Below are 19,893 nucleotides of genomic sequence, written 5' to 3'. Positions count from 1 at the left end.
CGGGGACCATGGCGATCAACCCGTCGCTCTACCATTCGCTGAAGGTCGATCCGGTCAAGGCATTCGATGCGGTGGGCTTCAGTTCGTACAGTTCCACGCCGGCCTTCAGCAGGCGCTTGCGGGTGGGCGCATAGCCGGCGTGTACCGCCGAGACGTCGGTCGCGGCAAACGAATTGGTCAGCACCCGCACCTTGACGCCGCGCTTGACCATGGCGGCCAGCCAGGCCTCGCCCTTGTCGTCGGGCACGAAGTAAGGCGACACCAGCACCAGCTCGGTCCACGCCTTCTCCATCATCGCGACCAGCTGCGGAATGGCATGGGTGGAAGGGTCGTCGGCGGATTCCTCGATCTTGTCGGCCTTGTCGGCAATCACGCGCGCAGGGCCCATGTAGCCGGGCAGGTGGCCCGATTCGATCCCGCGCGCCAAGCCGGAATCCAGCAGTTCCTGCACGAAGGGGCTGGCGCGGGCCATGTCGCCCTTGGCTTCGATCTGCTTGCGGAACGCGCGCAATTCGTCAGGGGCTTCCTTGCCCTCCGGGGTCAGGGTGGCCACGGGATAGGCGCTCTCGCTGTTCCAGTATTCGTCGAATACCTTGCCGGCGTCCGGCACCACGGGCCCGGCCACCATTACGTCCAGGTCGCTGAACGCCATGTCGGGCTTGGCCGAGAAATACGCGTCGCCGATGTTGCGGCCACCCATGATCGACACCAGGTTGTCCACCGTCATCTGCTTGTTGTGCATGCGGCGGTTCAGGCGGCCGAAGTCGAACAGCAGCTCCACCCACCGGGCGCTGCGGTTGGCAAACGGGTTGAAGATGCGCACCTCGATGTTCGGATGCGAATCGATCGCCGCCCAGGTCTTGTCCTGCTTGCCCGTATGGATGTCGTCCAGCAGGATGCGCACGCGCACGCCGCGATCGGCGGCGTCGATCACCTCGCCCAGCAGCGCACTGCCCGTGGTATCGACGTCGTAGATGTAGTACTGCAGATCCAGCGTCTTCTGCGCGGCCCGCGCCAGCGCCATGCGCGCCGTCAGCGCGTCGGGCCCCGCACCCAGCGGATAGAAGATCGACTGCCCGGGATTCTGCGCCAGCCGGGGGGCCAACGACCGCGCCAGCAGCGTCGTGCCGGTATCGGTCGCGGCATAGCTTGGGGTGCGCCCGGCATTGGCGGGCAGGCTCGCACAGCCGCCCACCAGCGCCAGCCAGACCGAGATGACGACCAGCCACGCCAACGATCGCGCGTGCGGCCACCCACGCGCGGGCGGCTGGGCGGCTATCTGGGCAGCTCTCGGGGCGACCGTGTCGGCGGCGGTCTGCGCGGGCGCCGCGCCGTCTCCGTGCCATCGAATCAGCGCCTGTGCCATGGTCCTCTCCTCGATGGTCCTGGTGTTTCGGGATTGGCCGGAATGGGCGGCAGGGCTGGCTTGGCGGTGCCCGCCCGGGTCGGCGCTACGGTTGCACCGCCGGGGTATCCGCTGCGGGCGTCGCCCCGGCAGCCGCCGGCTGGACTTTCGCCCGCTCGCGGTAATAGCCGCGCACGATCTGCTGCGCCACCGCCAGCCGCGCGCTGACCGGCACCGGAAAGCGCACCACCGCATCGAAACGGGTCACGTCGTACGGCTCGAATATCACGCGCGGCTCGAACTGCGACAGGTCCACGAAGCGCATGTCGCCGTAGCGTCGCAGCGTACGTCCCGCTTCCTCCATGAAGCCCTCGCAGGCGCGGCGCGCCACCTGCATCAGCAGCGCTTCCACAACCTCGGGGTCGTCGCCCACGGCCAGCGGAATTCGCACCATGTCCAGCGTATAGGCGCCGGCCTGGGAATGGTTGCGCACCGCCGTGGTCAGCAGCATGCTGTTTGGCACCTGCACCGTGAAGCCCGTGTACTGGCGGGCGGCCGCCACTTCCACAAGCGTGGTGGACATCACGTCCATGTCGATGACTTCGCCGCCGAAGGGGCCGATCTCCACCAGGTCGCCTAGCTGGAACGGGCGCGTGATCATGCGCATGAACGCGCCCAGGAAGCACATCACCAGTTCCTTGCCGACCAGCAGCAGGGCCGCCGCGAACGCGGCCAGCGATATCGCCACGCTCTTCAGCTCGGACACCCAGATACCCAGCAGCAGCAGGAACACCACCGCCGCCACCAGGTTGCGCGACGCCACCGTCCAGGCGCGATAGCTGCCCCGGTTGTCGGCCTGCAGCCGCCCCGAGAAAAAGCGGTTGATCAGCTTGACCACCAGCGTGCCGGCCAGGATCACCACCACGCTGGCGATGATGTTGACCAGGATGCTGTCGTTGGCGTTGAAGTGCATGGGCGATTTGTCTGTTGTTCTGCATCCCCGCCTCCGCCGCCCGTAACAAGTGTTGCAACCGGCGCCGCAGGTAGGAATGCCCACGGCGATTCTATCCACTTGGCAGTGTGCGGTGCTGGCTCTTTGTCCAAAAGTCGGATTCGTCCGGTTCCGCTGTCGGCGTTTCTCTTGCAATTGCTGCACCCGCACCTTGTGTGCGAAAGCAAAAACCGAATCGCAAACCCGCGGCAGAATCGGTCCGCCGCGCCGGCGCAGCCTGGCCAGCGGCCCAGACCGACAGAACAAAAGCAAGGAGAACAGCATGATGTGGAAGACCAGCCGCCGCTGGCTGATGGCCGGCGCGGCTGCCATGGCGCTGCCGTGCGGCGCAGCAAATGGGGCCGTGACGGCCGGGCCTGAGCAGGCACGGGCGCTGGCCCGCGAAGCCTGGATATACGGCTATCCCGTGGTGGAGTCGTACAAGACGCTGTACGCGCAGGCGGTGGACCGTGCCGATCCCAATTTCAAGGCGCCGTTCAACCAGATCGGCCACAGCGCGGGCACGTTCTCGCCGAAGGACACGGCGATCATCACGCCCAACGCCGACACGCCCTACTCGTCCGCCTGGCTGGACCTGCGCGCCGAGCCGGTGGTGCTGACGCTGCCCGCCGTAGCGCCGAACCGGTACTACTCGGTGCAACTGCTGGACCTCTACACGCAGATCTTTGGCTACCTGGGCACGCGCGAGACCAGCAATGGCGGCGGCCGCTTCATGGTTGCCGGCCCCGACTGGCACGGCACCACGCCGCCGGGCATCGACCGCGTGCTGCGCAGCGAATCACGCATCGCCTACGCGCTTTACCGCACGCAACTGTTCGACGATGCCGACCTGGCACGCGTCGGCAAGATCCAGCAGGGCTACCTCGTGCAGCCGTTGTCTGCCTTCCTGAAGCAGCCGGCACCGCCCGCCGCACCGGCCATCCCGTGGCCCAGGCCGCAGGCCGGCATGACCGACGGCCTGGCGCTGTTCCGATATCTGGATTTTCTGCTAGGTCTGGCGCCGACCGATCCGAGCGAGACCGGCCTGATGGAACGGCTGTCGGCCATCGACGTAGGCCCCAGCAAGACCTTTGACGAAAATGCGCTGGCACCCGACATTCGCCAGGCCATGGAGGCCGGCATCGCCGACGCCCGGCAGGATTTCCAGACGTTCCAGGCCACGCAGTTGCGCACGCGCAAGGTCAGCAGCGGCGACCTGTTCGGCTCTCGCGCCTTCCTGAAGGACAACTATCTGTACCGCTACGCGGGCGCGGCGCTGGGCATCTACGGCAACACGGCGGCCGAGGCACTCTATCCTGGCTACTACACCGATGCGGAGAACCAGCCACTCAACGGCGCAGGCGGGGCCCGCTATGTGCTGCGCCTGGACAAGGACGCCCTGCCGCCGGCCAATGCCTTCTGGTCGATCACGATGTACGACGGCAAATCGAAGCTGCTGGTGGACAACCCGATGCAGCGCTACCTGATCAATTCGCGCATGCTGCCGTCGCTGCGGCGCGACGCCGATGGCGGGGTCACGCTGCACATCCAGCACGATGCGCCGGCCGACGACGCGCGCCAGAACTGGCTGCCGGCGCCCGACGGCCCGTTCTACGTGATCCTGCGGCTGTACATGCCGAAGCCGGAAGCGGTCAACGGCAGCTGGAAGCAACCGCCGCTGGTGAAGATCGCCCGGTAGGCCCCAACGCCGATCAGGAGGCCGGCGTGGCAGGCTGGCTTGCCGTGGCGGACGCGGCGGGTGCGGCGGGTGCGGCGGGTGCGGCGGGTGCGGCGGGTGCGGCGGGCATACCCTGCGCGGCGGCCGCCGTCTGCCAGCCTAGTCCCAGCGACTTCTGCAACGACACGTAATCCTTGAGCAGGTCTGCATCGCCAGAGATGCGGTTCTGCTGCGCCACTACGCGCGTGCGTTCCACATCGAGCCATTCGAGCATGCTGGCCGTGCCGGCCCGGTAGCGCTGCTGCTGCAGCGTCGACGCCCGCTCGGACGATGCCTCCACGCGGCGCAGCACCACCACGTGTTCGCGCTGGTGCCCGTAGCGCGACAGCGCCACGTCGGCATCGCGCAGGGCGCGCAAAACCGTGCTGCGATAGTTGGCGTCGGCCTCGTCGCGCCCGCCCTCGGCACTGTCCACCCCGGCTGCCACGCGGCCAAAATCGAGGATGTTCCATTGCAGGCGCGGCAACGTCAGCCAGGTGCCGTTGTCCTTGCGCGCCAGGTGGCCGGGGTCCATCGCACTGAACCCGAGCGACCCGAGCAACGACAATTTCGGGAACCAGTCGGCCTTGCGCACGCCGATCTGCGCCGTGCTCGATGCCAGCCGGCGTTCAGCCGCACGAATATCGGGACGCGCCTTCAGCAGCGCCGCCGGATCGCCCACCGCCACGGTCTCCGGCACGCTGGGCAGCGGCTGCGCCGACGTCAGTTCGGCATCGAGCGTGCCGGGTGCGCGACCCGTCAGCAGCGCCAGCTGGTCGAATTGCTCGGCGATGCTGGCCTGCACCGGCGACATCTGCGCCCGCGTGTTGTCGAGCTGCGTCAGCAGGCGCTCCACTTCGAGCTGCGACGCCACGCCGCGTGCGCGCCGCTGCTGCGTCAGGTCGAGCATGTCGGCTTCCAGCTTCTCCGACGCCTGCAGGTGCGCCAGGCTCGCCTGCTGTTCGCGCAGCGTGACATAGGCCTGCGCCACTTCGGCAGCAAGCTGCACGTGCGCGTCGGCCAGTTGCGCCGATGCCGCATCGGCTTCGGCCGAAGCCGCCTCGATCGACCGGCGTGTGCCGCCGAACAGGTCGATCTCCCAGCTTGCGTCGAAACTCGCGATATACAGCGACAGCGGCCCGCGGCCGCCGCCCGACGATCCACTGCCGGACAGCGCCGACAGGTCCGGTGATCGGGTGCGCAGCATCGCCGCGTCGAAGCCGACCTTCGGCAACAGGTTGGCCTTGTTGCTATCCAGCCCGGCACGGGCCTGGCGCACGCGGGCGCGCGCCACGTCGATGTCGGGGCTGTCCTTGAGCGCGGTTTCGATCAGGGTGTCGAGCTGGGTATCGCCCAACGCGTGCCACCAGTCGGCGGCGCGCGGCGCCACGGGTTCGGCCACAGCCGGCGCGTGCGGAAAGCGTCCCGCATCGATCGCATTGGCAGCCACTTCCGGCGCGCTACGGTAGTCGGGGCCCACCGTGCATCCGGCGACCAGCCATCCGGCGGCAAGCGATGCGGCAGTGAGGGCCAGCAGGCGTGGCCGCCTGGCATGTGAAAAGACAGACATGATCAATGACCGGAAGAAACAGGCGCACCCGGGCGGGGCGGCTTGAGCAGCAGGGCCAGCGGCACGCAGCACAGCAGCGCGATGCCAAGGACGAAGAAGGTTTCGGAGAACGTCATCACGGCGGCCTGGCGCGCGATCTCGCCGCTGAGCTGGGCCACGGCCTGGAGTTGCGCGTGGGCAAAGTCACCGCCCTGGGCCACGAAGCCAGCGATGGTCGACGTCATGTGGTCCTGGCCAATGCTGCTGTTGGCCGTGACCGATTCGCGGATCACCGAGTCGTGATAGGCGTTGCGGCGGTCGATCAGCGTGCCGAGCAGCGCCAGTCCAATCGAGCCGCCCAGGTTGCGCGCCATGTTGTAGAGCCCGGCAGCGTCGCCGGCCTCGTGCGTCGCCACCGCCGCCATCGACGCCTGGTTCAGCGGCATCATCGCCAGGATCTGGCCAAACCCGCGCAGGATCTGCGAGACCGTGAAGTCATGGCCGACGCTGTTCACCGTCAGGCCGATATCGAGCATGCAGCTGGCAAAGAAGCACACCAGCCCGGTGATGACCAGCCAGCGGCTGTCGAACTTGCCCAGGATGCGCGGCAACACCGGCATCAGCAGGAACGCCGGCAGCCCCGACAGCAGCATGATGCCGCCGGCCTGCTCGGCGTTGTAGCCGGCAATCAGCGACAGGAACTGCGGCAGCAGGTACGACACGCCATACAGGCCCGCGCCCACCGTGGTCACGATCAGGATCACGCTAGCGTAGTTCTTGTTCAGCAGCAGCCGCAGCCGCACGATGGGCTGCTTCGCCGTGAACTGGCTGACCAGCATCATCGTGAGGCCGATGGCCGACAGCAGCGACAGGTAGACGATGAACTGCGACTCGAACCATTGCTCGCGCTGGCCCTCTTCCAGCACCACGGTCAGCGAACTCAGCCCGATGGTCAGGCCGACGATGCCCAGCCAGTCGGCCTTGAAGAACGCCTCCGCGTCGGCGCGCTCGGCCTTCAGGCCGAAGTAGAGCAGCGGCACCAGCACGGCCGTGATCGGCACGTTCAGGAAGAAGCACCAGCGCCAGTTGATGTTCTCGGCCAGCCAGCCGCCCACCACCGGGCCCAGCAACGGCCCCAGCAGCACGATCAGGCCGAACATCGACATGCCGATGGGCATCTGGTGGCGCGGCAGGCGGGTACGCACGATGGTCTGCGCGGTCGGAATCATCGCGCCGCCAGCCAGGCCCTGCCCGATGCGGCCAAGGACCATCTGCGGCAGGCTATGCGACATTCCGCACACCATCGAGAACGCCGTGAACAGCAAGGCGTTCCACATCAGGAAGCGGCGCAGGCCGAACACCCGCGTCAGCCACGCCGTCAGCGGGATGATCACGATCTCGGCCATCAGGTAGCCGGTGGACACCCACGTGCCCTCGGTGCCGGCCGCGCCGATCTGCCCCTGGATCTGCGGCAGCGCCGAGTTGGTGATCGAGATGTCCAGCGTGGCCAGCAGCGCGCCGAGCGAACCGGCTGCCACGGCGATCCAGTCGGCCGCCGACGCATTCGGCTGCTGTGCAGCCGCGCGTGCCGGGGACGCCTGGCCTGGCGCCACGGCCTCAGCCATGGCTGGCTGCGCCGGCCGGCGCCTGGACGTTGGCCGGGGCCGGGGCCTGGGCATGGGCCGGATTCAGCTCGCGCGTATCGACATCGACCACCACCGACAGGCCCGGCACCAGCACGGGCCGCGCCGCGTTCGGCACGTCGACGTGGATGCGCACCGGCACGCGCTGGACGATCTTGGTGAAGTTGCCGGTGGCGTTCTGCGCCGGCAGCAGCGCGAACTGCGAACCGGTTCCCGGCGACAGGCTGTCGATCACGCCATGCAGCGCCTCGCCGGACAACGCATCGACATGCAGCGTCACGGGCTGGCCCGCGCGCATGCGGCCGACCTGCGTTTCCTTGAAATTGGCTGTCAGATAGAGGTCCTGCACCGGCACCACGGTCAGCAGCCGCGTGCCGGGCTGGGCGAACTGGCCCACGCGCACGCCCTTGTCGGCCACGCGGCCGGCCGTGGTGGCACGCACGACAGCGTCTTCCAGATCCAGCTTCGACTTGCGCGCGCTGGCCTCGGCCACGTCCAGCTGGGCACGCGCCTGTTGCAGGCGCGTCTGCAGGGTCACCGTCTGGCTCTGTTCCACCTTGAGGGCCGCCTCATTGGCGGCGAGCGTGGTGGATGCGCGCGTCTGCGCGTTGCGCAGTTCGGCGGTGCGCTCCTCGGTCTCGGCGCCGGTCCTGACCAACGGCGCATAGCGTTCCACCTGCGACGCCGCGTAGCGCGCATTGGCGCGGGCGCCATCCACCTCGGCGGCAGCCTGGGCGATACGGGCCTTCTGCTGCTGCAGGTCGGCATCGGCGCGCGCCACATCGGCCTGGCGCGACGCCACGTTGGCCTGCGCCTCGTCGAACGCCGCCTGGTACTGCCGGTTGTCCAGTCGCACCAGAGCCTGCCCGGCTACCACCTGCTGGTTGTCGCGCACGTACACCTCGGCCACATAACCGCTGACCTTGGGCGCCACGGTCACGCTGTCGGCCTGGATATAGGCGTCGTCGGTACTTTCAATGAAACGGCCATAGGTCCACCAGCGTACGCCGATGACCAAGGCGATCAGCACCAGCGCGGCGCCAATGCCGATCAGCACGGTGCGACGCCGGCTGGCGCGCGAGGATGGGGTATGCTGCGACGCAACATCAACCGGCATGGCCGGTGCATGGGAATTTGGGGCTGACATGAGGCGGTAGGGGGCGGCGGAGGCGACGATAGTCGGGAATGCTGCGCAATTATTCCACTTGGAATAAATCTGTCAACTGATATATTTCAGCCTGTTCACTCGGGGAGACACGTCGACATGGCGCGACACAGGCCAGCCGCCGAAGGCGGATACCAGCGCGGGGAAGAGACCCGCGCACGGATTATTGACGCGGCAATGCGGCTGTTCGCCGTGCATGGCTTCGATGGCGCGTCGACGCGCGACATTGCCCGCGAGGCCAGCGTCAACGCCCCGGCCCTGCAGTACTACTTCGACAACAAGGAAGGCGTGTACCTGGCCTGCATCGACTACTTTGTCGAGCGCGCCTGGGCCATGGTGCAGGACGTGGTGGCCGAAGCCGAAGGCCTGCTGGGCCGCCCGGATGCGGCGGATACGGAACTGATCGACGCCTATCTGGCGTTGCAGTCACGTTTTGCCAACTTCCTGTACGAATGCCCGGAGACCGACCACTGGCGGCAGTTCATGGCCCGCGAGCGTGCTGGCCTGGGGCCGCCCACCGCCTTCGAGCGCATCGACGCCGGTATCAACCGCCGCCTGTTCGCGCTGACCTCCGCACTGATCGGGCGGTTGACCGGCCAGCCGGCCACCGACGAAACCACGCGCATCCGCACCGTTGCCATCGACAGCCAGATCGCGGCCTTCAAGGTCATGCGGCGTCACGTGCTGCGCGCGCTGGAATGGGACGGCTACGGCGAACCGGAGACCCGCCGGGTGCAGGATGTGTTGCAGGAACACACCCGCATCCTGCTGCTGGGGCTGGTTGCGCTGAGGGATCAAGCCACGTCGAAAAAGTAGAGCAATTATTCTAATCGGAGTGGGGAAATCGATAGATATCAATTTTTCCCATTTTGATTCAAAGGCTTAGCGCAGCGGCCATCGCTTGCAGGCATCGCCCTTCTAGCCATATTTCGGACTTCTACGATTGTGCTTTGCAAAAACCGCTTGCTTATCTATCTAGTAGTAGATAATATTCGAGCCATGGACGACGCCAAGCAAGCAGCAGACAGCAAGGCACCTTCCAAGCAACACCAGGCAGTGAATCAGTACCGGAGACGGTTCTTTTTTTAGCAGCCGGAATCTACCTACCAGTAGATAGCAGCAAAAAGAAAAGCCGCCGACATTGCAACAGTTACCAGGCCCCGCGAACCTACAACGTGATCGCCCGGCCACCCAGCAAGGAGAGCCACCATGAATGCCAAGACCATCGTTACCGCCGCCGCCCTCGCAGCCGCTTTTGTGACCGGCGCCGTTCAAGCCGCCCCCGCCGTGCAGAAGGCCGGCGAAATCTACGGCTACAGCTTCCGTGTGCAGGATCAACGCAGCGCGTTCACCGACGGCGCACGCCAAGGCAAGTTCGACTCGTTCACCGAAGGCGCTCGCGTCGGCAAGGCTGACCCGTTCACCGACGGCGCCAAGGTTGGCAAGGCGGATCCGTACACCGACGGCGCCCGCATCGTGGCAGGCCTGGACCGCGTTGGCGTGTCGGCCAGCCCGGCCCGCAAGGTCGACCCGTACTACGACGGCGCCCGCAGCGTGAACCAGCCGCGCAACCCGTACTACGACGGTGCCCGCACCCGCGACATCTACACCGACGGCGCCAACGCCTGATCCCCGCCCGATGCAGGCGGTCCACCAGCAGTAACCGGAGCCTTGGTGGGCTCCGGCACTCTCTCCACGGAGCCCATCATGTCTTTCCGCAATAGCGCCCTGATCCTGGGTGGATGGCTGGCACTCAGTGCCGCCAGCGGTGCCGCGGCGGCACTCGTCGCCTCGGCCCTCTGAGCCGCCCCAGGTAGTATTACCCGCCCTCCGGGCGGGACTGCAGCAAGTTGATGAAGTCCGTCAGCGCATAAGGCTTGCGCAGCATGACCGCGTTCGGCAACGCGTCGCGCTGCGCGGGCGTCAGCACCACTTCGTAGCCGCTCACGAAGATCACGCGCAGCGCCGGCCGCAGCCGGCAGGCATCGATCGCCAGATCCACGCCCGACACGCCGCCAAGCCCCACATCCGTCAGCAGCAAATCGATACCATCGCCGCCCAGCGCGACCATGGCCTCGGCATCGTTGCGCGCCTCAATCACGTCGATGCCGAGTGTGCGCATCAGTTCCGCCGTACTGGCGCGCAGCAGGTCGTCGTCCTCGACGAAGACCACGCGCTGGTGGCGCGGCCTGCCGATGGCCATGCCGTCCATGGCGGCCACGGCCGGCACACCGTCCATGGCCAGGACCGGTGCGGCGTCCGCCGGCTCCAGCCTCGCGCCGCCGCTCACCAGCATCTGGCGCACCTTGCGCGCCAGTGCCTCGTGCGTGTACGGCTTGCTCAGCAGTTCGATGCCGGCGTCGAGCCGGCCGGTATGCATGACGGCATTGTCCGTGTAGCCGGAAGTGAACAGCACCGCGATGCCCGGCAGGCGCTGGCGCACCTTGCGCGCCATCTCCGTGCTGCGCAGCGGCCCCGGCATGACCACGTCGCTGAACAGCAGGTCGATCGGCACGCCGCTTTCGACAATGGCCAGCGCGCTCGTCGCATCGCGCGCCTTCAGCACGCGGTAGCCGAGTCCTGACAGCATTTCCACCACCGTCGCCCGTACATTCTCGTCGTCTTCCACCACCAGTACGGTTTCCGTGCCGCCGCTGGCCGGCCCATCGTCGATCTCGACTTCCAGGTCTTCCGGCTCGTCCGCGCGCGGCAGGTAGAGCCGGACGGTGGTGCCTACGCCCACCTCGCTGTAGATCTTCACGTGGCCGCCCGACTGCCGCACGAAGCCGTACACCATGCTCAGGCCCAGCCCCGTGCCCTGGCCTTCCGGCTTGGTCGTGAAGAACGGCTCGAACACCTGCTCCTGGATTTCCGGCGGCATGCCCGCGCCGGTATCGCTCACGGCCAGCATCACGTACTGGCCGGGCGCCACGTCGGCATTGCGACGCGCATAGACGTCATCGATCGACGCATTGCCGGCTTCCACCGTCAGCCGGCCATGGCCGTTCATGGCATCGCGCGCGTTGATCGCCAGGTTCAGCAGCGCGTTTTCCACCTGGAACGGGTCGATCAGCGTATTCCACAAACCCGCCCCGATCACGGTTTCGATCTCCACGCCGTCGCCCAGCGCCCGCCGCAGCATGTCGTCCAGGCCGCGCACGAAGCGGCCCAGGTTGACCACCTTGGGCGCCAGCGGCTGGCGCCGGCCGAAGGCCAGCAGTTGCGACGCCAGCTTGGCACCGCGCGCCACCCCGGCCAGTGCATTGCGCACGCGTGTTTCGGAGCGATCGTCGCCCGCCACGTCGCCCGACAGCAGATGCAGGTTGCCCCCGATCACCTGCAGCAGGTTGTTGAAGTCATGCGCCACGCCGCCGGTCAGCTTGCCGATGGCCTCCATCTTCTGCGCCATGCGCAGCGCTTCGTCGGCATGCCGCAGCGCCTGCGCCGCCGCCTTGTCGCCGGTAACATCGCGGCCCACGCCGTGGATGCGTCCGTTCGCGGGATCGATGGCCAGCGTCCACGCCATCCAGCACTCGGCGCCGTCGGCGCAGAGCATGCGGCATTCGTAGCGCACCGACACGCCTTCCTGCTGCAGGGCGATCATCTGTTCGGTCACCGCCACCAGATCTTCGGGATGCACCAGCACCATGCACGAGCGGCCGATCACCACGTCCGCCGCATGGCCCAGCACCCGCTGCCATGACGGGCTCACGCGCTCCAGCATGCCGTCGGCGCCAATCACCATCAGCAGGTCATCGCTGAGTTCCCAAAGCCGGTCGCGGTCGGCCACGGACTCGGCCACGCGGCGTTCGAGCGAATCATTCATGTTCTGCAGCTCGCGCTGGGCCTGGCGGCGCAGTTGCGACAACCGCAGGTTGCTGGCCACGCGGGCCAGCAGTTCGCGCGCATTGAACGGCTTGATCAGGTAGTCGTCCGCCCCTGACGCCAGGCCGCCGACACGCGCCTCCTCGCCCGCGCGGGCCGACAGCAGCAGCACCGGCGTCTGCCGCAGTGCCGCGTCGTCGCGCACGCCACGCAGCAGGCCGAAACCATCGAGCCGGGGCATCATCACATCCGAGACGATCAGGTCAGGCGCGATGCGCCGCGCCATGTCCAGCGCCTCCTGGCCGTCCGCCGCCACGTGCACCTGGTGGCCCGCCGACTGCAGGATGCGGTGCATATAGTTGCGCAGGTCGACGTTGTCGTCGGCCACCAGCAGCCGGCCCCGCACATCGGCGGCCTCGGCGCCGGCCATGTCCTCGATGGTTTGCGGCGCCGGCACGTCGTCGGCTCCGGGCACCCAGCGCCTGGCGGCATCCACATAGGCCAGCGCACGCGCGCTGGTGGCCGCCGGGGTTGTCGCCGGTTCCGCTAGGCTGGCCTCGCGCGGCAACGTCACGCAGAAGCGCGACCCCTTGTCGGGAACGCTCTGCACGTCGATCCTCCCCCCGTGCAGGCGCACCAGTTCCTGGACCATGGCCAGGCCGATGCCACTGCCCTCGATGGACCGCCCGACCGCGCCGGCCACCCGGTGAAATCGCTCGAACAGACGCGGCACCTCTTCCGCGGCAATGCCGATGCCCGTATCGCTGACGCACAGCGTCACCTCGCCGCTATCGAGCCCCTCCAGCTTCACCGCGATAGCGCCCGTGTAGGTGTACTTGAACGCGTTCGACAGCAGGTTCAGCACCACCGATTCCCACATCTCGCGGTCCACCGCCACGGCCGCCGGCAGCGGCGGGCAATCGACTTCCAGCCGCATGCCCGCCGATTCCACGGCCGACCGGAACAGCGATGCCAGGTCGGCGGTGAAGGCAGCCAGGTCGGTCGGCTGCGGGTACATCTGCACCCGTCCCGCCTCGATGCGCGAGAAATCCAGCAGCGCGTTGACCAGCTTCAGCAGCCGCTGGCCATTGCGATGGGCGATCTCCGCCAGCGCGCGATCGTCATCGGGCACATCGCGGCGATGGAGCATTTCTTCCAGCGGCCCCAGCATCAGCGTCAGCGGCGTGCGGAACTCGTGGCTGATATTCGAGAAGAATGTGGTCTTGGCGCGGTCGATCTCGGCCAGCGCCTCGGCGCGCCGCCGTTCTTCCTCGTAGGCATTGGCATAGCTGATGGCCTGGCTGATCTGCCCGACCACCAGGTCCAGGAACGCCCGATAGCGGTCGCCCAACAGGCGGCAGGGATTGAGTCCGACCACCAGCACGCCGCTGGGCATGCTCTCGCCCGACAACTGTACCGGCAGCACCACGGCCGCACGCGGCGCCATTTGCCATGCGCCACGGGGCAGGGGCACGGCAAAACGGCTGCCAGGATCGTCAACCCGCACCGGAGTGCCCGTGCGCATCGCCGCGCCGGCGGGCCACGCCGCCAGGGGATCGTCGACATCCAGGGTCTGCGGCGCAGCCGGATGATCTCCGACAATGCCGGCGCTGCCCCTGAGCCCCAGCGTTTCGGCGCCACGCTCGCCCACGTACAGCAGTGCGAACGGGATATCCCAGGCATTCACCTGCAGCGCGCTCACGGCCAGCCGGCTGGCGTCGACGCCGCTGCGCGCGTTGGTCGCGGACGTGGCCAGCTCGCGCAGCAGGTTCAGCTGCCGCTCGGCCACCACGCGCTCGGTGTCGTCGCTATTGGCGCAGATGATGCCTCCGGTGCCGCCGTGATCGTCCGGCACGGGGCTGTACGAGAACGTGTAATACGTTTCCTCGGGATACCCGTTGCGCTCCATGATCAGCAGCTTCTGCTCGACGAAGGTGCCTTCCGTGCCCGCCATGGCCGTGGCCAGCAGCGGGCCGATGTCCGGCCAGAGTTCATGCCAGACCTCTGCGGTTGGCCGGCCCAGCGCCACCGGGTGCTTGCCGCCGATGATGGCCTTGTACGGGTCGTTGTAGAAAAAGAGCAGGTCCGGGCCCCAGCCGATCCAGATCGGCTGGCGCGACGTCAGCATGATGCGGATGGCCGTCTTCAGGCTCTGGGGCCATTGCGCCGGCGGGCCCAGCGGCGTGGTATGCCAGTCGAACTGACGGATGAGCGCCGCCATCTCGCCGGTTCCCGCCAGGAATCCCAGGGCCGCCCCATCGAAATTCGTCGACGGCACGCCGCCGTCCGCGTTGATCATTACAGTTCTCCCCCCCGTTCCCCCCCGGCCTGTGCCGGCAGGCCACGCCGATATTCCCCGGCGTGTTCCCGCGACGGCAACGCCGTCTTGTATCCGTTCGCTCACACGCGGCCGCCCCGGATACATTTACACCGGGCAAGCCGCCGTATAGTCTGGCCTTGTCTCAGCGCGCCATGTCTGCCATGGATGACACGCCACTCCAATTCCTGCTGGCCATCACGCTCACCGCCACCCTGACCGTGCTGAGCGTCGGCATCCACTACGAGGCGCTGCGCCTGATCTCGGAATTCCATCCGAAACGGCTCAGCGGCAAGCTCAATATCGGCGCGGTGATCGTCCTGATCATCATCACGCATTGCATCGAGGCCATCGTGTTCAGCGCCGGGTACTGGCTGGGCACCGACGTGCTGGGCATCGGCAGGCTGACCGGCATGCGCGAACATGGGGCCGTCGCCTATATCTATTTCTCGCTGGAAACGTTCACCACACAGAGCATTGGCGATATCTTCCCGGTTGGGCCCCTGCGGCTGCTGGCCTCGGTACAGCCGCTGGTGGGGCTGATCCTGATCGGATGGTCAACCTCGTTCACGTTCCTGATCATGCGGCGCGACTGGCGCGGCGACGAACTCGATGTCAACGACTAGGCGCGCGCATTCCCCCCTGCTGCATGGTAGGCACCATCGGCTGACGCCGAAATCGGCGTCCTTCCTACACGGTTGTGGGATTGCGGGAAGTTGCCGGCTGCCGTGTCGGGTGAAAAGATAAGTTGCCGTCATCCAGATGGCCTGTTGTCCCGTTAGATGTCGATTCCGCCCCGGCCAAGGGGTAACAAGAAGACCGGAGAATCAAGTGTCGACCATCCCGGATAGCCAGCCGTCGTGGCGCGTCCCCTCCCCCCAAATGCCGTCCATGGCGGCCCCCGCCTCCGTGCGCCGCTGGCTGGCGCTCGCCGTCCTGGCCGTCCTGGCGCTGCTTTGCATGCCGCGCGCCCAGGCCCAGACCCCGGCGCCGCTGGCCGAGTGGCAGTATTCGGTGGGGGTTCCTCTGGAGAAAATGTTCGAGGGCGAGCCCGAGAAATGGGAAGTGCGCGTGGGTGCCGCCGCCAGCATCCGGCCGTATTACGAGGGCACCACCAACTATTACGTGCTGGCTGGCCCGGTCATCGACATCCGCTACCGCGACCTGGCCTTCCTGTCCACGGGCGAAGGCCTGGGCTGGAACATCATCCACACCAACAACCTGCGCGCCGGCATTGCGCTGACCTATGATTTCGGCCGCCGCGAGAAGCACGACCACGACCATCTGGGCGGGCTCGGCAATATCGGCATGGCGGCGGAGACGAAGCTGTTCGCCGAATACGTGGTTTCCAAAGAGTTCCCGCTGGTGATCCGCGCCAACGTGCGGCGCCAGTTTGGCGGCGCCAACGGCGTGATCGGTGACATCGGTGCCTACATGCCGCTGCCGGGCAGCAACGAGGACTTCTTCTGGTTTGCGGGCCCCACCATGACGTTTGCCGATTCGGCCTACATGAGCCGCTGGTACGGCGTCACGGCCGAACAGTCGGCGCGATCCGGCCTGCCGCAGCACCATGCCGGCGCGGGCATCAAATCCTACGGCGGCGGCATCTCGGCCATGTGGTTCTTCAGCAAGCACTGGTTCACCACGGCCGACGTGGGCGTGTCCGCCCTGGTGGGCGATGCCCGCAACAGCCCGGTGACCTCGCGTTCCACCAGTTGGACTGGCGATATTTCGATCAATTACCAGTTCTGACCCTGCCGGCCCGGGGTGGGTCGTCCGTGGACGTCAGGCTGCCGGCCGGCCCAGATACTCGTCCACCACCTGCCGCAACCCGGGCAGCTTGCCGGTAAAGAAGTGCCCCGCACCCGGCAGCACCACCACCGGCAGTTCCTGCGGCCTTGCCCAGTTGAAGATATTGGCCAGCGGCACGCGCTCGTCGCGCTCGCCATGCACGACCAGTGTGTGGGCCGGCACGGCGGGCGTGTCATAGGACAGCGTTTCAGACAGCGCGCCCGCCGGCATGCCGGTCAGGATCAGATGGGCAACCGACTCGCCTTCCGTGGCCAGTTGCGCTGCGGCACGGGCCTGGATGAATCCACCGAACGAAAAGCCGGCCAGCGCCAGCGGCAGGCCCGGATGTTCGGCCCGCAACTGGCGGATCACGGCCAGTACATCGTTGGTTTCGCCATTGCCATCGTCGTACTGGCCCTCGCTTTGCCCCACGCCGCGATAGTTCGGCCGCAGCGCCAGAAAGCCATGCGCCTGCAGCACGCGGGCCAGCAATTGCGGAATCTTGTGCTCGGCGGTACCGCCCTGGCTGGGGTGCGGGTGGGCAACCACGGCAATGCCGCGTGGCGCGGCATCCGGGGTATCGATCAGGACTTCAAGCTGTCCGGCGGGGCCTGCGATGAACTGGCGGGATGAGGCGGCGGTCGTGAATGACGAAGACATGAAAGACGGGTGACAGGCGGGAAGGGGCATGCCCGGCAACGCTGCGCGGGCACTTGTGCTTGCGCAGCATACCCTCCGGCCGCCCCGGCCGGCAATGTCGTCCGGCCGGCTGCCGGCGTCAGTGCGAGTGGTCCGCCCGGATCACCGACGCGATTTCCTGGCGCCGCACGCTGACCACGTCGTCCAGCTCTAGCCCCTCGGCCACCACCAGCATTTCGGCGCCGCGATTGATGGCATAGATCACGCCATACCAGAGATCGGGCCCCGCCGCGGCGTTCAGGCGGATGTTGAACTCGGTCTCCAGGTCCTGGCTGTAGACGGTCACCAGATCGCCGACCTCGGGCATGGCGGCCTCCTCCGCCAGCGGATATTCCCGGGCCGCCACGGTCAGTGGCGTCTGCGCAATGCCGCGCGCAAACCTCGCTTGCATCATTGTCTCCTGCACGTTGTTTTCCCTGTAAGGATATAAGCGCAGTCCGAAAAGGCACGGTAAACCTGCCGCGCCAGGCCCTGCGGGCCACGCCCGCGCCGCTTTCCCCCGTGCCTGACCGGGAGCGATGATGGTGTGGGCAATCCGGACATGCTGCACCGCCACATCGGCGATCACTGCGGCGCCATTGCCGGCCCGGCAGCCGCGCTGGCTGGGCCAGGCCCACTGACATCGGCCACCCTCGGCGCCGCGGCCCCTGGTCCGGGTCCGGGTCCGGGTCCGGGTCCGGGTCCGGGTCCGGGTCCGGGTCCTGAAAAAGCGTGGCACTGCCTGGCCCGCTTCGGCCATCGCAATCGCTATCGCGGCTTCCGCAGACGCGGTACCCCTGCAAATACCCCCCTTCCCGGTGCCTGCGGCGTAACGTGGCTCTGGCAAAATGCATGGCAATGACCCAACGCTATTCCCCAATGTTCCTGTCGGGCCAGGTCTACAGCGCGCCGCGCTGGCGTTTCACACGCTGGCTCGCAGAGCCCGGCCGGGACGTACCAGCCGAAATCCGCGAGGCGCTGGTCGGCAGCCTGTTCGGCACGCTGTCGATTTTCTTCGGCGGCATTATCAATACGCTGATGGTGGCCACGGTCATCACGCTTCATCTGCGTCGTCCCGAATTCCTGGTCTGGCTTGGGCTCGAGATCGCTATCTGCCTGTCGCGCGTGGTCGTGCTGTTCCACGCGCGCCGCGCCTCGCGCGCAGCGCGTCCCACCCCCACCGACTGGCATATGTGCCTGACGCTGGCCTGGGCCACCAGTGTCGGCCTGGGCGCGTACCTGAGCGTGGTCAGCGGCGACTGGCTCAGCGCGGCCATGGCGTGCCTGTCGGCGGCGGCCATGTGCGGCGGCATCTGCTTCCGCAACTATGGCGCGCCGCGCATGACGGCGCTGATGATCCTGCTGAGCCTGGGCCCGATCTGCGCGGGCGCGCTGGTGGCCCACGAACCGCTGTTCCTGCTGACATTGCTGCAGCTGCCGGTCTATGTCATCAGCATGACCAGCGCATCGTTTCGCATGAACGCGATGGTGGTGGCCACCATGCGGTCCGAGCGGGAAAACGCCCACCGGGCCCGCCACGATTCCCTGACCGGGCTGCTGAACCGGTCCAGCCTGCTTGCCGAAATCCGCGAAGCCAGCGTGCATCGCATGGCCGCGGGCCGCTACCTGACGCTGCTCTATATGGATCTGGACGGCTTTAAGCCGGTCAACGACTCGTTCGGCCATGGCAGCGGCGACGAGCTGCTGGTCCGCGTGGGCGAGCGCCTGCGCGGGGCCGTTCCGGGCCGGGGGCTGGTCTATCGCATTGGCGGCGACGAATTCGTCATCGTGCTACGCAACGAAAGCACGCAGAGCGTCCAGGCGCTGGCGCTGGACCTTCTACGCGAAGTGAGCGCGCCCTATCTTCTGTCGACCGGCCATCAGGCCCGGCTCGGCGTCAGCATCGGCATTGCCCACGTCCGCCCCGAAGGCCTGACCGCCGACGACATCCTCCACCTTGCCGACCGCGCCCTGTACCGGGCCAAGGCCCAGGGCAAGGGTCAGTTCCAGTTCGCCACGTCCGACGACTGAAGGGCATCGCCCCCCCGACGCCCGCACATGGGCTCGCGCCGCGACACGCGGGACGACAGCCGGTACTGGCACACGAACAGCGCGATCAACGCCGCCACGGCGATCACCGCGATCCCGATTCGATAGGCAATCCACATCGTCATGGCAAGCTCCCTGGCTGTCTGGTCACGTCTCCAGCCTAGGGATTTCGCCGTCCAGTTACTGAAAAGATCCGACTCGGCAATATCAAATTCGTGTCAAAAGGGTGACCAGCCCTTGAACACAAGCATGCCGTCCATAGCAAAACTCTTAATTCAGTAACCTAAAAGTCTGATGGCCTATCGCAGTCATTGATCAATACGATATGACTTGTCGTAGTCCATCTGCGATAGTTGAATCGACTTCCACCGGTGCATCGCGCCATCGGTGTCAGCCTGCTAGTCAGACCCACAAACGTCCAGGCACGGCCCACGAGGCCCTGCCGTCTGCACGAGGAATCCCATGAAAAAGCTCACGACCGCTTTCGGCGCGCCCGTCGTCGACAACAACAACATCCAGACGGCCGGCCCGCGCGGCCCTGCCCTGCTGCAGGACGTCTGGTTCCTGGAAAAGCTCGCCCACTTCGACCGCGAAGTCATTCCCGAGCGCCGCATGCACGCCAAGGGTTCGGGCGCCTATGGCACGTTCACCGTCACGCACGACATCACCAAGTACACGCGCGCCAACCTGTTCTCGGAGATCGGCAAGAAGACCGATCTCTTCCTGCGTTTCTCGTCGGTGGCCGGCGAACGCGGCGCCGCCGATGCCGAGCGCGACATTCGCGGCTTCGCCATCAAGTTCTATACCGAGGAAGGCAACTGGG

Annotated in this window: 15 protein-coding genes and 1 pseudogene; 7 read left to right on the top strand and 9 right to left on the bottom strand. The window is 66.9% G+C overall.

Annotation, left to right across the window (positions count from 1 at the left end; genetic code table 11):
• Nucleotides 1-52: 52 nt before the first annotated feature.
• Nucleotides 53-1,366 (bottom strand): annotated as a pseudogene (locus CYJ10_RS23125) (phospholipase D-like domain-containing protein); the annotation flags it as partial.
• Nucleotides 1,367-1,451: 85 nt separating this feature from the next.
• The gene (locus CYJ10_RS23120) at nt 1,452-2,318 is read right to left on the bottom strand and encodes a mechanosensitive ion channel domain-containing protein (protein WP_101683772.1); all 867 of its coding nucleotides are present in this window, start codon (nt 2,316-2,318) and stop codon (nt 1,452-1,454) included.
• 301 nt (nt 2,319-2,619) lie between these two features.
• Here CYJ10_RS23120 and CYJ10_RS23115 point away from each other — a divergent pair, with 301 nt between their 5' ends.
• Nucleotides 2,620-4,035 (top strand): DUF1254 domain-containing protein, encoded by a 1,416-nt coding sequence (locus tag CYJ10_RS23115; protein WP_101683771.1) that lies wholly within the window; start codon nt 2,620-2,622, stop codon nt 4,033-4,035.
• A gap of 13 nt (nt 4,036-4,048) precedes the next feature.
• Here CYJ10_RS23115 and CYJ10_RS23110 read toward each other — a convergent pair whose 3' ends face one another.
• From CYJ10_RS23110 to CYJ10_RS23100, 3 genes are read right to left on the bottom strand one after another with little or no spacing between them, the layout of a single operon-like run.
• The gene (locus tag CYJ10_RS23110) at nt 4,049-5,623 is read right to left on the bottom strand and encodes an efflux transporter outer membrane subunit (protein WP_101683799.1); all 1,575 of its coding nucleotides are present in this window, start codon (nt 5,621-5,623) and stop codon (nt 4,049-4,051) included.
• A gap of 2 nt (nt 5,624-5,625) precedes the next feature.
• Nucleotides 5,626-7,227 carry an MDR family MFS transporter gene (locus CYJ10_RS23105; protein WP_101683770.1) on the bottom strand — a complete coding sequence of 534 codons (1,602 nt, stop codon included), beginning with the start codon at nt 7,225-7,227 and terminating at the stop codon, nt 5,626-5,628.
• Complete coding sequence (locus CYJ10_RS23100) at nt 7,220-8,392, bottom strand: HlyD family secretion protein (RefSeq protein ID WP_101683769.1); 1,173 nt, start codon at nt 8,390-8,392, stop codon at nt 7,220-7,222. Before CYJ10_RS23100 ends, CYJ10_RS23105 begins: the two co-directional genes overlap by 8 nt.
• Nucleotides 8,393-8,509: 117 nt before the next feature.
• Here CYJ10_RS23100 and CYJ10_RS23095 point away from each other — a divergent pair, with 117 nt between their 5' ends.
• Together CYJ10_RS23095 and CYJ10_RS23090 are read left to right on the top strand one after the other, a co-directional pair.
• Nucleotides 8,510-9,226 carry a CerR family C-terminal domain-containing protein gene (locus tag CYJ10_RS23095; RefSeq protein ID WP_101683768.1) on the top strand — a complete coding sequence of 239 codons (717 nt, stop codon included), beginning with the start codon at nt 8,510-8,512 and terminating at the stop codon, nt 9,224-9,226.
• A gap of 393 nt (nt 9,227-9,619) precedes the next feature.
• Entirely contained in the window at nt 9,620-10,039 is a 420-nt protein-coding gene (locus CYJ10_RS23090; protein ID WP_101683767.1) for a copper resistance protein CopQ, read from the top strand.
• A 190-nt stretch (nt 10,040-10,229) separates the two neighbouring features.
• Here the strand turns inward: CYJ10_RS23090 and CYJ10_RS23085 are convergent, their stop codons facing one another.
• Nucleotides 10,230-14,534, bottom strand: coding sequence for a response regulator (locus tag CYJ10_RS23085; RefSeq protein ID WP_257993474.1), 4,305 nt, complete (start codon nt 14,532-14,534; stop codon nt 10,230-10,232).
• A gap of 182 nt (nt 14,535-14,716) precedes the next feature.
• On the opposite strand from CYJ10_RS23085, the gene CYJ10_RS23080 reads away from it, so the two are divergent.
• A complete protein-coding gene (locus tag CYJ10_RS23080; protein WP_101683797.1) occupies nt 14,717-15,178 on the top strand; it encodes an ion channel in 462 nt (153 codons plus the stop codon).
• A 265-nt stretch (nt 15,179-15,443) separates the two neighbouring features.
• On the top strand, nt 15,444-16,304 hold the full coding sequence (locus CYJ10_RS23075) for a MipA/OmpV family protein (protein WP_257993473.1): 861 nt from the start codon (nt 15,444-15,446) through the stop codon (nt 16,302-16,304).
• Nucleotides 16,305-16,337: 33 nt separating this feature from the next.
• Here CYJ10_RS23075 and CYJ10_RS23070 read toward each other — a convergent pair whose 3' ends face one another.
• Together CYJ10_RS23070 and CYJ10_RS23065 are read right to left on the bottom strand one after the other, a co-directional pair.
• A complete protein-coding gene (locus tag CYJ10_RS23070) occupies nt 16,338-17,003 on the bottom strand; it encodes an alpha/beta hydrolase (RefSeq protein WP_101683765.1) in 666 nt (221 codons plus the stop codon).
• A gap of 118 nt (nt 17,004-17,121) precedes the next feature.
• Nucleotides 17,122-17,433 carry a hypothetical protein gene (locus CYJ10_RS23065; protein ID WP_101683764.1) on the bottom strand — a complete coding sequence of 104 codons (312 nt, stop codon included), beginning with the start codon at nt 17,431-17,433 and terminating at the stop codon, nt 17,122-17,124.
• A gap of 440 nt (nt 17,434-17,873) precedes the next feature.
• Between CYJ10_RS23065 and CYJ10_RS23055 the strand changes: the two genes are divergently transcribed.
• Entirely contained in the window at nt 17,874-19,052 is a 1,179-nt protein-coding gene (locus CYJ10_RS23055; protein WP_257993471.1) for a GGDEF domain-containing protein, read from the top strand.
• On the opposite strand, the gene CYJ10_RS34245 is transcribed toward CYJ10_RS23055, so the two are convergent.
• Entirely contained in the window at nt 19,022-19,195 is a 174-nt protein-coding gene (locus CYJ10_RS34245; protein ID WP_180863033.1) for a hypothetical protein, read from the bottom strand. The two genes, CYJ10_RS23055 and CYJ10_RS34245, sit on opposite strands and share 31 nt — an antisense overlap.
• A 337-nt stretch (nt 19,196-19,532) precedes the next feature.
• Between CYJ10_RS34245 and CYJ10_RS23050 the strand changes: the two genes are divergently transcribed.
• On the top strand, nt 19,533-19,893 hold a 361-nt coding region (locus tag CYJ10_RS23050), incomplete at its 3' end, for a catalase (protein ID WP_146002101.1).

The sequence above is a fragment of the Cupriavidus pauculus genome, from assembly GCF_002858765.1.
GTDB classification, from domain to species: domain Bacteria; phylum Pseudomonadota; class Gammaproteobacteria; order Burkholderiales; family Burkholderiaceae; genus Cupriavidus; species Cupriavidus pauculus_B.
Note: the sequence above shows the minus strand (reverse complement) of the source record. Positions and strands in the feature narration are given on the sequence as shown.

What these genes read in the sequence shown, in the direction of transcription:
- CYJ10_RS23120 (WP_101683772.1), bottom strand. Translation starts at nt 2,318, where the DNA reads ATGCACTTCAACGCCAACGACAGCATCCTGGTCAACATCATCGCCAGC.
- CYJ10_RS23115 (WP_101683771.1), top strand. Translation starts at nt 2,620, where the DNA reads ATGATGTGGAAGACCAGCCGCCGCTGGCTGATGGCCGGCGCGGCTGCC.
- CYJ10_RS23110 (WP_101683799.1), bottom strand. Translation starts at nt 5,623, where the DNA reads ATGTCTGTCTTTTCACATGCCAGGCGGCCACGCCTGCTGGCCCTCACT.
- CYJ10_RS23105 (WP_101683770.1), bottom strand. Translation starts at nt 7,227, where the DNA reads ATGGCTGAGGCCGTGGCGCCAGGCCAGGCGTCCCCGGCACGCGCGGCT.
- CYJ10_RS23100 (WP_101683769.1), bottom strand. Translation starts at nt 8,392, where the DNA reads ATGTCAGCCCCAAATTCCCATGCACCGGCCATGCCGGTTGATGTTGCG.
- CYJ10_RS23095 (WP_101683768.1), top strand. Translation starts at nt 8,510, where the DNA reads ATGGCGCGACACAGGCCAGCCGCCGAAGGCGGATACCAGCGCGGGGAA.
- CYJ10_RS23090 (WP_101683767.1), top strand. Translation starts at nt 9,620, where the DNA reads ATGAATGCCAAGACCATCGTTACCGCCGCCGCCCTCGCAGCCGCTTTT.
- CYJ10_RS23085 (WP_257993474.1), bottom strand. Translation starts at nt 14,534, where the DNA reads ATGATCAACGCGGACGGCGGCGTGCCGTCGACGAATTTCGATGGGGCG.
- CYJ10_RS23080 (WP_101683797.1), top strand. Translation starts at nt 14,717, where the DNA reads ATGGATGACACGCCACTCCAATTCCTGCTGGCCATCACGCTCACCGCC.
- CYJ10_RS23075 (WP_257993473.1), top strand. Translation starts at nt 15,444, where the DNA reads ATGGCGGCCCCCGCCTCCGTGCGCCGCTGGCTGGCGCTCGCCGTCCTG.
- CYJ10_RS23070 (WP_101683765.1), bottom strand. Translation starts at nt 17,003, where the DNA reads ATGTCTTCGTCATTCACGACCGCCGCCTCATCCCGCCAGTTCATCGCA.
- CYJ10_RS23065 (WP_101683764.1), bottom strand. Translation starts at nt 17,433, where the DNA reads ATGCAAGCGAGGTTTGCGCGCGGCATTGCGCAGACGCCACTGACCGTG.
- CYJ10_RS23055 (WP_257993471.1), top strand. Translation starts at nt 17,874, where the DNA reads ATGGCAATGACCCAACGCTATTCCCCAATGTTCCTGTCGGGCCAGGTC.
- CYJ10_RS34245 (WP_180863033.1), bottom strand. Translation starts at nt 19,195, where the DNA reads ATGACGATGTGGATTGCCTATCGAATCGGGATCGCGGTGATCGCCGTG.